Genomic DNA, 13001 nt, shown 5'->3' with positions numbered 1-13001 from the left:
CCAGCGTCTTGTGCGGTCCATGGGCAGCAGGGGCATCCCGCCACCGCAAACCATTGCGATTGATGAAGATAATCCCGCTCACCACACGCCTGTCATCGACGCGCGGCTTGCTATGGGGCTTCGGGAAGAAGGGTTCCAGACGCGCCATTTGCGCATCCGTAAGCCAGAAGAGATCAGACATGTTCACCGCTCGTTTTTGAACCGTGAATCACGCCGCAAAACGGAAACCAATGGGTCACGACGTTAAGTATCGTTATCAATCAAGTATTACTCTGCTGGTAACCAATTAGCGTCGGGATCGTAAGTGGTGATTTCACCTATAATATTGGATGTATCCGGGCCAAAATCCGCTTCGTAGATTATGCCGTTTTCGCTGACCAGAAAGGAATGGATTCCAGTTTCCCCATATTCGGAAGGTACTGCCAGCAAGGCATGTCCCGCTATGAAATGATCACCGACAAAGTAGGAATAGGCACCTCCAGGTGCATTCGGTCCCTGACCCTGCAAGATCGTGTAATAGTACCCTAAGAATGGTTCGGCTTCATAGTCGACCTCGCCGTCGCTCCACCCGTAAGCGGCGGCTCGGGCAAGTGCTGCACCAACGAAGCTGTCGTCTTCTGGCCAGAAAAGACCGTTTCGCGTTCCTGGATCGGAAATGATCGTCTGTGCGAATTCCATGACGCCATCACCGTTGTGATCCTCAAGGCGGAATGCGGCTTGAAGATCAACATAGGCTTCAAGCAATTCGATCACTTCCAATTCATTCAACCCGATTTCGCGGGCTGAGAGTTCCTCGATTCCAGCTTCCAAGTCAAAGCGCCAACCGTCGTCTGCTCGAAGAATTGGGATCGGAAAGGGCCAACTGTCTTCACCGAGAAGAAGTACAACCCCATCACTCTCTGGCTGAAAACGGTACCCTTCAGCGTACATGCTGAGCACTTCTTGCCGTCTTTCTTGATCTTCCGCTGGGTCACCCGTTCCAATCAAATCTTCGGCTTCGGGTCCGAAAATTGCGAGTAGCTTACTCTGATCGCTGGCCTTCAACGCCTCAACAAATGCGTCCAGTGCGGTTTGAGGAGTATCAAAACGCGCTATGTCCGACAGCGCCGGGCTTGTGGTCGCTGCTATCAACAATACTGAAAGTGCCGATCTAAGCATGTTACCTTCTCCGCTTGCCCTTGGCAGAGTGCCCACGCTTGGACGCGCTATGTGTTCTGCTGCCGGACGCATTTTTCTTCATCGCTTGCCCCTTGGACGCCGCTGGCTTGCGCTGGGTGGTTGCGGCTTTCTTCGCTTGCGGCCTCTTGGCGGTCTGCGGCCTTTGCGCGACAGGTTTTTTCGCCGCATCCGGACGTTTGGTACGATCGATTGCCTGTTGTTTCGCGGCAGCTTTGTCCAGATCGACAATACCCCGGTTCACCTGAGGCAGCGACTTGTTCCCTTTGCTCCGGTTTGCCAGAGCACCGCCAGCAACAGCCCCTGCACCTGCGCCGACTGCGGCCGCAGCAGCCGCACGGTCCCGGCTAATGTCTGTAGCACCGGACTCGCGGCTCAACTTAGCGCGCAGTTCATCAGTACGACCTTCGGGGCGGTTAACCGGCAAATCGCCACGACCACCTTCAGGTCTTTTGTGATCGGCAATTTTGTCTCGGGCCTCCTGTTGACGGTCAGGATCGGGTTTCCATCCGATATCCGTTCGGTCACCCAGATCTATATCATTACCGATATTGACGTTGCCATCGACATCAATGTCGATGTCTGGATTTCTGTAAATCGGGCCACCACCCCAGCCGCCGCAGTTTCGGCATCCCCAATAGTCATACCAATCGTCGTCATCGTCGAAAATCTCGTCGATTAGAGCCACGGCTCCAAAAGTCAGCAAAGCCGCGCCCACAACATCTCCGGTCGAGGGGCCAGTATAGACAGTCTCAGGATTATACTGCGGGACGTAAACTGTTTCGGGCTGTGTCGGAGTAATTACAACAGTTTCCTTATCAGTTACCTCGACAGTTTGCTCGGGCCCTGAAACAAGAGCGCCGCTGTCAATCGCCTGATCCCGCATTACTTGAACAGCACTCATCACATCATCGGATTGGGCCAGCATGGCGGTTCCTACCGTCTCGGTCCAATCGATATGAGTGGCCATTTGACCGACGACTTCCGGGAAGGCTGTCGCCAATACGGTGACGGAAGGATCCCAGCCCATGGCTTCGATTTCCGGTTCAAGCTCGACGGGCTTGCGGTCAGTGTTGTCCAGCAAAAATCGCTCTGCCTTTACAATCTCCAGTGGCTGAGTTGCGGCGACAAATATCTGTATGAGTAACGTGTCGGGGTAAAGAGCCACCGGAGCGACTAATGTCTGCAGCTCTGCGTCCGTTAGTAGGTCTGATGAAGTCGCCGAGGCCTCTTCCGTCTCAATGGCTTCATCAGAAGCCTCTTGCGCAAAGAGGGCAGTAGATGTGGCAAAACTGAGAGCAATTATTAGATATCTAAACATATTGCGATCCTTCAATTTATCCAAAGATCACCTAAGATTGCGATTCTGGCAACCGGACCGCAAAAGAGATGGTTTTGATCTAGTTTCGACCATCCAATAAAATCTGGGCGAGCATTCACTTTGGCCTCAAAGCGGTCGTTCTCTGCACGGACTTTGCAGGCATTCGAATTCAGTCGGAATAAGTTCCGGATCAGAGTTGTGTTATGGTGCTTCCATATAAGGAGGAAAAATTGTTTCGCTATGTTTTGCCAACGGCGCTCATTTTGGGAAGCCCGGTCTTAGCCCAGGATGCAATAAATCCGTCAGGTCTTTCCGGTCCTGCCGGTCGACCTTATTCGCCCTACGCCGAACGCGCGTATCCAACTCAAGTCTATTTTGGTGACACCCACGTTCATACTGGTCTTTCAGGGGATGCTGGTGGAGGCGGTACGCGCCTCATGCCGCGTGACGCATATCGATTTGCGCGTGGCGAAGAAGTTGTGTCGAATACGGGTCAACCTGTGAAATTGTCGAGACCGCTCGACTTCTTCATGATTACAGATCACTCAGATGCGATGGGTGCGATCACCGATATAATTGGGGGCGCTCCAAACATATTGGCGGATGAACAAGGCAGGTATTTCCATGAAGAGTTCAATAAAGGCGGGGAAGCCGCCTTGGCGGCTGCGCTCGAGCTTACAGCGGCTTTTGCTCAAGGACAGGTTTCCCCTGCGCTGAACTACCAACCGGGCAATCCCGCGTATGCCCGTGTTTGGGACGAAATTATCGATGCCGCGGAGGAATACAATGACCCCGGCGTGTTCAGCACCTTCATCGCTTATGAATGGACATCTCTCGTTGCAGGGAACAATTTGCACCGAAATGTGATCTTTCGCGACGGCCCTGAGCTCGCAAGACAGATACTGCCTTATACAACAACGCCACCTATGGGCTCACCTAACCCTCGTGATCTTTGGAAGTGGTTGGAGAACTATGAGCAAACGACAGGCGGGCGTGTTCTTGCTATTCCACACAATGGGAACTTGTCTAACGGCTGGATGTTCCCGTTAGTCGATGACTTTGCGGATGGGGTGCCGTTAGATCCCGCATATGCAGAAGCGCGACACAAATGGGAAAGGCTGTACGAACCAACGCAGATAAAGGGGGATGGTGAAGCCCACCCTTACCTGTCACCTGACGACGAATTTGCTGACTTTGAGACTTGGGACTACGGAAATCTGGATGCTTCGGTTCCGAAAGATCCGGAAATGTTACCCGGCGAGTATGCACGATCCGGGTTGCTTCGAGGGCTGTCCCTACAAAAGACTTTGGGGGTGAATCCTTTCAAGTTTGGTATGGGAGGAGCCAGTGACACGCACACAGGTTTGACAGCACCAGACAACGATAATTTCTTCGGAAAATTCACCGGGTACGAGCCCAGCGAAGAGCGCAGCCAACATGTCAGCAAGAACTATGCTGACGGGACAGTTGCGCTGCTTTCGTCGCAATACATTACTGGCGGTCTGACAGCTGTATGGGCGCAGGAGAATTCCCGAGAAGCCATTTGGGATGCGATGCATCGGCGTGAAACCTACGCAACTACAGGATCTCGAATGCGCGTCCGTATGTTCGGAGGATATTCATTTACCGAAGAGGATGCCTTGCGGCGGGACTTAGCACTGGTGGGTTACACCAAAGGCGTGCCGATGGGTGGTGATCTTGGTAAAGGGACAGGTGATCCTTCCTTTCTGATTTATGCGCTTCGCGATCCAATGGGAGCAAACCTGGATCGCATACAAATCATAAAGGGTTGGTTGGATGCAGAAGGCCAACAACAGGAGAAAGTATATGACGTGGCTTGGTCTGGAGCTCGCGAACCAAATGCCCAAGGGAAGCTGCCATCCGTAGGAACCACCGTCGACCTCGCAATCCCATCTTGGACCAACACAATTGGAGCCTCTGAGCTAGGAGCCGTGTGGAAAGACCCAGATTTCGACCCCTCGGAAAGCGCGTTCTATTATGCCCGTGTCATCGAAATTCCGACCCCACGCTGGACAGCATATGATGCTGTGAAATTCCGAATACAAATGCCTGAAGGCGTCCCATTGACTACCCAAGAACGCGCCTACACATCGCCGATCTGGTACGAACCAACGCGGTAGTTTGTGCCACGTAGTTGGTCCGCATTGGGCTCCGGCAAACGTGCGCCTACATTTCTTGAACGTCTGCTGAGCGCACAAAGATGACATACAGGATCACCGTGTGTAATCTACCAGCACTGATTAGGGGGGCTTCGAATTGACCAATCCCGATGAAGTTGCGCGCCATTACCACTCCGGACACTTGCTTAAACGGATTTCTGACGGTTGCGCAGCTATGGACTTAACCCCGCCATTTTTTCATGACGCGTTGGCTCCGGTTGACGAGTTTCACATTGGCGGGCGCCTTGCGACCGAACCTTTTGTGAAAGCTCTAGACCTTTCGCCCGAAAGCCAGGTTGTCGACTTGGGATGTGGTCTCGGCGGTCCAGCACGCTATATCGCGGCGGTCACTGGAGCGAACGTAACCGGCATTGATTTGACCGCAGAGTTTGTGGAGACCGGACGCGCCCTTACCGAATGGACCGGTTTATCAGATAGGGTTCAACTCCTCGAAGGCAGCGTGCTCGATTTGCCGCTAGAAGCTGAGTCCATGGACGCCGCGTATATGATCCACGTAGGTATGAACATTGAGGATAAAGTGGGCGTAGCGCAGGAAGCGAAACGGGTTCTCAAGCCAGGGGGCATCTTTGCAATTTACGATGTGATGCAGGTCGGAGTAGGACACATGGATTATCCGGCTCCCTGGGCTTCTTCTTCTGAGCAGAGCGCGCTGGCACCACCGGAGACATATGAGGCGGCGTTGAACTCCGTTGGTTTCGAGGTTAGCGACCGGATCGACCGCACTGCATTTGCCAAACAGTTCTTTGCAGATTTGGCGGCCGCGCAAAGCCGTGCAGATGGTCCTCCACCCCTTGGTCTACATCTAATCATGGGCGATGACACAGCGCTGAAGGTTCAACACATGGTTCGAAATATAGAAGGCGGATTGATAGCCCCGATTGAGATTCACGCACGTTTACCCGTCTAACTTTGTATCCAATCTGGGCCCAACGCGGTCATCTGAGCGATTTTATCAGACTTCAGCTTAGCGGCGGATCGCGAACCAAGCGCTGTGAAGCGCCAAGGTTTGCTGTACGGACAATGCAGACCTCCAGTTTTTTTATCCTGACTATTACAATCCAGGCATGACGCACGTTACGCTCAACCAAAGAGATCATTGACCGATAGGCCGTTCGAACTTCAAAATGATCATGCGCTGGCTCCGTCGCGAACCACATTGAAAACATGGGCGGAGGATTGGCCAGAGAACGACTGGGAGGGGCGCATGACTGCCAATGTGGAGACCCTTTTTACCGAAAGCGACGGGCTATCCATCGCCTATCAAGTTTGGGGCGATGGGCCGCGCAATCTTGTGTTGGTCCCCGGAATGATTTCGCATCTGGAAGCGTCCATGGAAAATCCGGGCTATCTGCAGTGGATGACAGCTCTCAGCTCGGTGGGAAGATTGGTTACATTCGACAAGCGTGGCAACGGCATGTCAGACCGCATTCAAGGGACACCGACCCTTGAAGAGCGTGTCATGGATATAGAGGCCGTGATGGATGTCACTGAAATAACCTCAGCAACGGTCATTGCTTTCTCCGAGGGGGCCTCACTTGCCTGTGTCTATGCCGCGATGCGCCCCGAGCGCGTCGAACGTCTGGCTTTGTGCGGTGGGTACGCTCAAGGCCGTCTAACACGCGGTTACCTGACCCCTGAAAGCCTTAAAATCGCGTTGAAACAGTTCCGCGAGAATTGGGGGAAGCTCTATAAACCTCACCCATTCTCGGCTTTCGGCCCAAGTGAGGACGATGCTGAAGCTCAAGAAGCATGGGCGCATTTCCAAAGGATGAGCGCGACCCCTACTACAGTCGCCAACCTGTTCGAATTGGCTGCCCGGATAGATATCCGGGAATTGCTTCCGTCTATTTCACAACCTACTTTGGTCATACATCGCGAACTCGAAGAACCCAACGGGGCTGATTGTGCCCAGGATTTTCTGCGTTTGATGCCATCCACTAAGTACAAAACCATACCCGGCCACGAGCATGTGCCATGGGAAGGCGACGTGGACAGCTATGCGGCCGCAATCGTCGAGTTTGTCACCGGCGACGACCCAACCCAAGCGCACCCTTGCTACCGTTCTGTTCTCAGATCTCGTTGCGTCCACCTCGCAACAAGCACGCATCGGAGATGAGAGTTGGCGCGAACTGATGAACCGCCACGATGAAATCTGCGCAAAACAGATCTCTCGACACGGTGGTCATCTGGTGAAATTCACCGGCGACGGCGTGCTGGCAACGTTCAGTTCTCCTACAAGTGCGCTGGCCTGCGCTGGTTCTTTACGAGAAGCATTGTCTGCGATCGACCTTAACGCCCGCTTCGGCGCTCACACTGGTGAGATTGAAATTCGCGGCGAGGATATCAGCGGCCTTGGCGTGGTCATAGCAGCGCGGGTGATGGGCCAAGCCCAGAAAGGACAGGTTTTGGCCTCCGATCTCACGCGGCAACTGATGCTTGGTGCGCCGTTCGAGTTTCAAGACCGCGGTGAGCACGAGTTGAAGGGCGTTCCAAATTCTTGGAGACTGCACGCGGTCAGCCCCACGAACTAAACAACTCGGAACACTGGCTTTGCCTACTGGTCTTTACCACGGCATCCGATTGTCAGCCTTGGGCTCGAGGCAGACGCTCGCTCAATTCCGCTCAATGACTGCAATGCGGACTTTTCAGCCATTCGCATTTTTACAACAAAGGACCGCAGTCAGCCCGAAGCGGGCATTCACAACTAGACTTTGCAATTCCGTATTCGGGGCTTTGCCGCTGTACGATTAGAGGCTTTCGTTGCCGGGATTGACGGGCACTGCGTTGCCTGCGCCCATCATGCGCTGAACAAGGCGGCCCAGCGGGCTGGCCTCTTCCGGATCGACCTCGCCCGCGAACATGTCCAGGTGCTTGGCGATGTTCTTTAGAGCCTTGGCACAGTCCTCCACCTTGATTTGGATACCCTGGTTGGATTCCTTCACGCCATCGAACTAGAGGCGCGCGGTTGCACCGAGCCTACGTGTGTCGGCCATGCGGGTGATTTGGTTTCCGTGCCGGAACATACTCGGGACAATCGGGGTTTGGCGGGCCTGTGTGACGATAACCGTAGGAACCTGCATCGTCGGGGATGCGCGGATCTTCGATTGTGCCTGACATGGCAACGTCGCTCTCTCTCGTCGTGGAGCTGAGAGAACACCACGCGGGCCTTGTCTTCTGTGAACTCGCGCTCTGATTTCCACTGGTAGCGGTGGTAGATGCCGTGGCAGTAGCGGCAGGGCGCGATGATGTGCTGTGTAAGCTCGTTAGGGTTTGCGGTGGCTATTTGGGTCCAGAGGTTTACAATGCCCACTGCCTCGAGCATTGCCTTGCTTTCGACCTGTTTGCGGCCCTCAGCGATGGCGCGGGCGACCTTAGTATTGCTTAGCAGTTTGGATGCGGTGACTTCCGCTGATCCTTTTGCGTATCCAGCGCTGATTGCAGCCTTTTTCCCATTCGGATCAGCAAGGTAGTCAAGCACAAAGGCCCGCTGACGCGGGTTCAGGTCGAATCGATCGAGCCAGGTTGTGTCTACCAAGGCTGGATTGTCGGTTGTGCTGCTCATTCCGGGGGCGGTGCTTCTTGCACATCAAAATCGTCCGCAGAATTGGTGCACATTCTGCTTTAAGCAACAATATGTAAACACGGCAATCCTACCACCACCAATGTATTTGTTTATTTCTTTCTTTAGTGACCTTTGGCCGACCTCGGACCGGACCACTCCATGATTTCCTGAATTACTGATATTTTTTGATTCATTTAGTTACCTGACCTCTGTTTTGGTCCTTTCCTGACCATTCGGCTGACCTTTTTGAACATCACTTACCTCCCACATTGCTCACTTTGTTGTTGCAATTTGCGACATGTTTACCATTTAGATGAGATCAAGGAGAACACACATGGAAAAGGTCATTGATCGAGAAAGTGCCTAACCCTGAGCTTGCGATCCACCAATGCAGCAAGGAGTGGCAATGGCACTCATCAAACGGATCATCCCCCAACAAAGTTCGCCGAACCTGCAGCTCTCAACCGATACTAAGCAACCACCCACAAGGCGCAATTGACAGGTTCCAAGGCAGATGCGATTCACCGCACAGCAAACCCGATAAAACCCGCCAATTCGGGCTCCACAATGGCTCCAAAGATCGATCATGAAAATACGCATTAAAGAAATCCGGCAAGCCAAAGGGCTTACTCAGGACGAACTTGCGGTGAAGGTTGATTTGTCTCGTTCTTATTTGGCGCAATTGGAAAAGGGGACACGTCCACTCACCACTAAGAAGCAGGCTATTGTTGCCGCGGCCCTTGATGTGGAGCCAACTGAGCTTGTTGATTTCAGCGCACCTGACAAAGACGACGAGGCGCTTCTTCTCGAGGCGTTCCGCGCCCTTTCCCCCGAACAGCGAAAAGCTTGGCTCGAATGGGCGAAAGTAGCTAAGGGGTCCGCCCTGGATAAAAAGTGAATGTTCTATACACCGATGCCAATCGGATCAACCGATCTTACGCACCGAAAAAACGGCGAATTGAAGATGCACCGGGGCACAGGCGTCAATCTGGTGAAGTTTGCTGAACTGGAAAGCCTGATCTAAGGAAAGGCTGCCTGATTGACAGGTATCACAATTCAAATATAGGGTACCTTAGGTCGCCACATTTCTTAATAAAACTATTTTAAGTTCTTAGGTGGATTATTTGGAGCGGGTAGCGGGAATCGAACCCGCGCGTTCAGCTTGGGAAGCTGACAGGCTACCATTACATCATACCCGCCGCGCCGGGCACGAATAACATCCCACGGTTGCTGACTTCAAGCCGTCGAAGCAGGAAAAATCGCCCTGCTCTATCGGGCTATTCCGTCCGGGCACGCAGACTGTCTATTAGCTCCTGGTCGACTTCCAACACCTGACGCGCGGCCTCCAGAGTGCGATTGTCCAAATGCTGAGGGTTCAGATCGATGTCCTTTGAGAATGCATCAACAATTGCCCGCATTGCTTTGATTCGAGCGTATTTCTTGTTGTTGGCTGGAACCACATGCCAGGGCGCAATATCCGTAGACGTTCGCGCCAGCATTTCATCGACGGCTACCTCTGTCTCATCCCATTTTTTGCGATTACGGAAATCTTCGTAGGTCAGCTTCCACCGCTTCATTGGGTTGTGCAGGCGCTCGGTGAACCGCGCCATTTGCTCGTCTGGTGAGATGTGAAAGAACAGCTTTACGATGCGGGTTCCGTCATCCACCATCATGCGTTCGAAATCATTGATCTCCTGATACGCGGCACGCCAGCGTTCTTCTGGGGTCAGCTTTTCGAGGCGCTCAACCAGAACCCGTCCATACCAACTGCGGTCAAACGCTGATATCGCGCCTTCTGGCGGCAGTCGCTCCCAAAAGCGCAGCAAGTAGTGGCGGTTCAGATAGTAATTACGCGGGGCACCAATTGGCCAAACCTTAAAGCTGCGAGGGTCCAGAGCCTGGCTGATCCTGCGGATCGTTCCGCCTTTACCTGCCGCGTCCCAGCCTTCGAATACGATGACGCCCTTTACACCGTGGAATAGAAACGCCTGCTGGATCAGTGTAAGTTGGGCCTGTAGTTCGACCAGATTCTCGAAATACTCATTTTTACCTAAACGCTTATCCAGATCAGCGTCTGCCAGCTTTGGTGGATGATGCTTGCCCATCTTCGCTCCTGACCTTTGTTGCAACATGCAATCAGTTTCGCAAACATATCAGGATCCGACGTTGATCGGCATCAATATGAAAAAGGCCGGGAAAAATGCCCGGCCTTTGTCGTTAGGATAAGCTGTTGGATCAGGCGCGACGGCGACGGCCTCCACCGCGGCGTCCACCAGCAGCAGCACCCGCTTCATCCGGAGCTTTGTTAAACTTGATCCATTCACCGCCGTGCGGGTCATTGTTGGTCAGCAGGTTGGCGGCGCGGATGGCCTCCATTTCCTTACCGGCGCGCGGCTTGGTCGAACCCAGACCAAACATCTGCACGAAGGCTTCGTCATCCATGCCTTCGGGCAGAATGACGCCAGCGGCTGCAACGGCCTCTTTCTTCTCGGCAATCTTCTTCTGCGTGATCGGCAGAGCCACCGGGTTCATGATCGCCGAGGTCATGCCAGCACCCATTGCCATCGGCAGGAAGGCGTTGTTGATGCCATGGCGGTTCGGCAAACCGAACGAGATGTTGGACGCACCACAAGTGGTGTTCACGCCCAGTTCCTCGCGCAGGCGACGGACCAGAGCGAAAACCTGCTGGCCAGCGGTCGCCATTGCGCCGATCGGCATAACCAGCGGGTCAACGACGATGTCATGCGCGGGGATACCGAAATCGGCTGCACGCTCAACGATCTTCTTGGCGACATCAAAGCGGACATCGGGGTCTTCCGAGATGCCGGTGTCGTCGTTCGAGATCGCAACAACCGGAACGTTGTACTTTTTGACCAGCGGCAGAACCAGTTCCAGACGTTCTTCTTCACCTGTCACTGAGTTCAGCAGAGGACGGCCTTCGGCCGCATCAAGGCCAGCTTCCAGCGCACCCGGAACCGACGAGTCGATGCACAGCGGCACGTCAACCAGCCCTTGCACCAGCTCAACGATCTTGCGCATCAGCGGCGGCTCGGTTTCGTTCGGGTTGGGGTTCGAGTTGTAAACAACGCCCGCGTTGATATCCAGGACGGTTGCACCGGCCAGAACCTGGGCCAGCGCGTCTTTCTCAACGGTCGAGAAATCACCTGCTTCCAACTCTGCAGCCAGTTTCTTGCGCCCGGTCGGATTGATCCGCTCACCGATCACGCAGAAGGGTTCGTCAAAGCCCAGGACGGCGGTTTTTGTTTTTGATTCTACGACTGTACGGGTCATGTCCGATCCTTAGGAGTTTACAGGCTTTGCCGAGGCGCCGCCGTTGTTGATAGCCCAGTTGGCGTTGGTCTTGATGCCGCCAAGCGGGAAGAAGTGCACGTTGGTGATGTTGAAATCCGGGTTGGCCGCCTTGTGGTTCGCCAGTTCGGTGATCACATCGGTCGGCTCGTAAGGCAGCAGCAGCTTGGACACGTCCATCGCGCGCTTTTGCAGAACCTTCAGCGACGGGCCGACGCCACAGGCGATGGCAAATTTGATCAATGTCTGCAGCTTGGCTGGGCCTGCGATACCGATGTGAACCGGGATGTCGATACCTGCTTCTTTCAGGCTGTCGGCCCAAGCGATGATCGGCTTGGCATCAAACGCGAACTGAGTGGCCAATGCCATTTCGGCGTCTGTGGTTTCCGAAAACTTCTGTTTCCAGCGCAGAGCGTCGTCGACGTTCTTGGTCGAACCGTCGGGATCGATGTCCTTGTTTCCTTCCGGATGTCCAGCCACATGCAGACGCTTGAAACCCGCCTTGTCGAACAAACCGGATTCCAACAGCTGCATCGAGCTGTCGAAATCGCCGTGCGGTTTTGCGACACCACCGGCCAACAGCAGAGCCTGATCAACGCCTGCCTCGCCTTGGTACATGGAAATCCAGTTTTCCAGCGTCGCGGCGTCCTTGATGATCCGCGCCGGGAAGTGCGGCATGACCGGATAACCTTCGTCCGCGATCCGCTTGGCGGTCTTGACCATGTCCTCGATCGGCGTGCCTTCGATATGGGCAATGTAGACGCGGGTGCCTTCGGGCAGCAGCGCGCGGAAATCTTCGACCTTTTCGGCGGTGCGCGGCATCACCTCGATCGAATAGCCTTGCAAAAAGGCTTCGACGGTCGGGTTTACAGGGCCGTTTTCGACCGCATCACGTTTTTTGAAGTTCAGCAAAGCCATTGCGGCCTCCCATATAGATCTGGGGCTCATGCCCAACCGTCATTGGCGATCAGCGCTTTGATGCGGTCCTGATCGTACTCCGTTTCCAGACGCGTGGCTTCGGCCTCGGCAATCTCGGACGGTTCGCCTTCGACTGCAAAGGGTTTGGCCTTGCGCCATTCGGCCAGATAGGCATCGCTGTCCTTGGCGTTCACCTTCATGGCCGCACGGTCGATGGCTTGCTCAAACCGCTCCTCCAACTGCCGCTTTGCGCCACGGCGGCCTTTGCCGACGATGACTTGGGCTGGAATGTCGCGCCAGTATACGATGGTGACGTCAGGCATTGACTTTGATTCCTCCTAACCAGATGGACCGGTTCTAAACGTCTATGTGGGGGCAAGTCGGTCGAATTTCGACACACGGCGCATTTCCAGCGACCTTTTTGCCCACGATGGGATACAGGGCTTGTAACGAACTCTTCATCAAACGCGCACATCAAAATTCTCATCACTTTAATGAGCGTCTTGCACGACGC

Annotated in this window: 15 protein-coding genes and 1 tRNA gene; 6 read left to right on the top strand and 10 right to left on the bottom strand. The window is 54.2% G+C overall.

Annotated elements, in window-relative coordinates; translation table 11 throughout:
* From ACR0AA_RS02905 to ACR0AA_RS02895, 3 genes are all read right to left on the bottom strand, one after another.
* Positions 1-181, bottom strand: a 181-nt coding sequence (locus tag ACR0AA_RS02905; RefSeq protein ID WP_480755400.1) for a transposase, incomplete at its 3' end; no start/stop codon positions are given.
* A gap of 86 nt (positions 182-267) precedes the next feature.
* Entirely contained in the window at positions 268-1158 is an 891-nt protein-coding gene (locus tag ACR0AA_RS02900; protein ID WP_480660250.1) for a DUF2950 family protein, read from the bottom strand.
* 1 nt (position 1159) lies between these two features.
* Complete coding sequence (locus ACR0AA_RS02895; protein ID WP_480660252.1) at positions 1160-2497, bottom strand: DUF3300 domain-containing protein; 1338 nt, start codon at positions 2495-2497, stop codon at positions 1160-1162.
* Positions 2498-2727: 230 nt separating this feature from the next.
* On the opposite strand from ACR0AA_RS02895, the gene ACR0AA_RS02890 reads away from it, so the two are divergent.
* The 4 genes from ACR0AA_RS02890 to ACR0AA_RS02875 all read left to right on the top strand — a co-directional run bounded on the left by ACR0AA_RS02890 (position 2728) and on the right by ACR0AA_RS02875 (position 7229).
* The gene (locus ACR0AA_RS02890; RefSeq protein ID WP_480755399.1) at positions 2728-4638 is read left to right on the top strand and encodes a DUF3604 domain-containing protein; all 1911 of its coding nucleotides are present in this window, start codon (positions 2728-2730) and stop codon (positions 4636-4638) included.
* 136 nt (positions 4639-4774) lie between these two features.
* Entirely contained in the window at positions 4775-5605 is an 831-nt protein-coding gene (locus tag ACR0AA_RS02885; protein ID WP_480755398.1) for a class I SAM-dependent methyltransferase, read from the top strand.
* 297 nt (positions 5606-5902) lie between these two features.
* Entirely contained in the window at positions 5903-6814 is a 912-nt protein-coding gene (locus tag ACR0AA_RS02880) for an alpha/beta fold hydrolase (protein WP_480755397.1), read from the top strand.
* Positions 6696-7229, top strand: a complete 534-nt coding sequence (locus ACR0AA_RS02875) for an adenylate/guanylate cyclase domain-containing protein (protein WP_480755396.1) — start codon at positions 6696-6698, stop codon at positions 7227-7229. The genes ACR0AA_RS02880 and ACR0AA_RS02875 overlap by 119 nt, the downstream gene beginning before the upstream one ends.
* Before the next feature lie 216 nt (positions 7230-7445).
* Here ACR0AA_RS02875 and ACR0AA_RS02870 read toward each other — a convergent pair whose 3' ends face one another.
* Both ACR0AA_RS02870 and ACR0AA_RS02865 read right to left on the bottom strand, forming a co-directional pair.
* Positions 7446-7640 carry a hypothetical protein gene (locus ACR0AA_RS02870; RefSeq protein ID WP_480755395.1) on the bottom strand — a complete coding sequence of 65 codons (195 nt, stop codon included), beginning with the start codon at positions 7638-7640 and terminating at the stop codon, positions 7446-7448.
* Complete coding sequence (locus ACR0AA_RS02865; RefSeq protein ID WP_480755394.1) at positions 7637-8260, bottom strand: terminase small subunit; 624 nt, start codon at positions 8258-8260, stop codon at positions 7637-7639. The genes ACR0AA_RS02870 and ACR0AA_RS02865 overlap by 4 nt, the downstream gene beginning before the upstream one ends.
* Positions 8261-8846: 586 nt before the next feature.
* Between ACR0AA_RS02865 and ACR0AA_RS02860 the strand changes: the two genes are divergently transcribed.
* Together ACR0AA_RS02860 and ACR0AA_RS02855 are read left to right on the top strand one after the other, a co-directional pair.
* Positions 8847-9158 carry a helix-turn-helix domain-containing protein gene (locus tag ACR0AA_RS02860; protein WP_480660271.1) on the top strand — a complete coding sequence of 104 codons (312 nt, stop codon included), beginning with the start codon at positions 8847-8849 and terminating at the stop codon, positions 9156-9158.
* Positions 9159-9284 carry a hypothetical protein gene (locus tag ACR0AA_RS02855; RefSeq protein ID WP_480660272.1) on the top strand — a complete coding sequence of 42 codons (126 nt, stop codon included), beginning with the start codon at positions 9159-9161 and terminating at the stop codon, positions 9282-9284. It abuts the gene before it with no gap.
* Positions 9285-9385: 101 nt separating this feature from the next.
* Here the strand turns inward: ACR0AA_RS02855 and ACR0AA_RS02850 are convergent.
* The 5 genes from ACR0AA_RS02850 to ACR0AA_RS02830 all read right to left on the bottom strand — a co-directional run bounded on the left by ACR0AA_RS02850 (position 9386) and on the right by ACR0AA_RS02830 (position 12810).
* Positions 9386-9459 (bottom strand) — tRNA-Gly (locus ACR0AA_RS02850).
* A gap of 78 nt (positions 9460-9537) precedes the next feature.
* Complete coding sequence (locus ACR0AA_RS02845; RefSeq protein ID WP_480755393.1) at positions 9538-10365, bottom strand: polyphosphate kinase 2 family protein; 828 nt, start codon at positions 10363-10365, stop codon at positions 9538-9540.
* A gap of 130 nt (positions 10366-10495) precedes the next feature.
* Positions 10496-11551, bottom strand: a complete 1056-nt coding sequence (locus ACR0AA_RS02840) for a methyltetrahydrofolate cobalamin methyltransferase (RefSeq protein WP_480755392.1) — start codon at positions 11549-11551, stop codon at positions 10496-10498.
* 9 nt (positions 11552-11560) lie between these two features.
* A complete protein-coding gene (locus ACR0AA_RS02835; RefSeq protein ID WP_480755391.1) occupies positions 11561-12487 on the bottom strand; it encodes a methylenetetrahydrofolate reductase in 927 nt (308 codons plus the stop codon).
* Between the two features lie 26 nt (positions 12488-12513).
* Entirely contained in the window at positions 12514-12810 is a 297-nt protein-coding gene (locus ACR0AA_RS02830; RefSeq protein ID WP_480755390.1) for a virulence factor, read from the bottom strand.
* Positions 12811-13001 lie beyond the last annotated feature (191 nt).

Source organism: Ruegeria sp. CE8 (assembly GCF_056537465.1).
Note: the sequence above shows the minus strand (reverse complement) of the source record. Positions and strands in the feature narration are given on the sequence as shown.

Excerpts from the sequence above, each read along its gene's own strand:
- ACR0AA_RS02875 (WP_480755396.1), top strand. The coding sequence starts at position 6,696 with ATGCGGCCGCAATCGTCGAGTTTGTCACCGGCGACGACCCAACCCAAG.
- ACR0AA_RS02845 (WP_480755393.1), bottom strand. The coding sequence starts at position 10,365 with ATGGGCAAGCATCATCCACCAAAGCTGGCAGACGCTGATCTGGATAAG.
- ACR0AA_RS02840 (WP_480755392.1), bottom strand. The coding sequence starts at position 11,551 with ATGACCCGTACAGTCGTAGAATCAAAAACAAAAACCGCCGTCCTGGGC.
- ACR0AA_RS02835 (WP_480755391.1), bottom strand. The coding sequence starts at position 12,487 with ATGGCTTTGCTGAACTTCAAAAAACGTGATGCGGTCGAAAACGGCCCT.
- ACR0AA_RS02895 (WP_480660252.1), bottom strand. The coding sequence starts at position 2,497 with ATGTTTAGATATCTAATAATTGCTCTCAGTTTTGCCACATCTACTGCC.
- ACR0AA_RS02830 (WP_480755390.1), bottom strand. The coding sequence starts at position 12,810 with ATGCCTGACGTCACCATCGTATACTGGCGCGACATTCCAGCCCAAGTC.
- ACR0AA_RS02860 (WP_480660271.1), top strand. The coding sequence starts at position 8,847 with ATGAAAATACGCATTAAAGAAATCCGGCAAGCCAAAGGGCTTACTCAG.
- ACR0AA_RS02880 (WP_480755397.1), top strand. The coding sequence starts at position 5,903 with ATGACTGCCAATGTGGAGACCCTTTTTACCGAAAGCGACGGGCTATCC.
- ACR0AA_RS02865 (WP_480755394.1), bottom strand. The coding sequence starts at position 8,260 with ATGAGCAGCACAACCGACAATCCAGCCTTGGTAGACACAACCTGGCTC.
- ACR0AA_RS02900 (WP_480660250.1), bottom strand. The coding sequence starts at position 1,158 with ATGCTTAGATCGGCACTTTCAGTATTGTTGATAGCAGCGACCACAAGC.
- ACR0AA_RS02855 (WP_480660272.1), top strand. The coding sequence starts at position 9,159 with ATGTTCTATACACCGATGCCAATCGGATCAACCGATCTTACGCACCGA.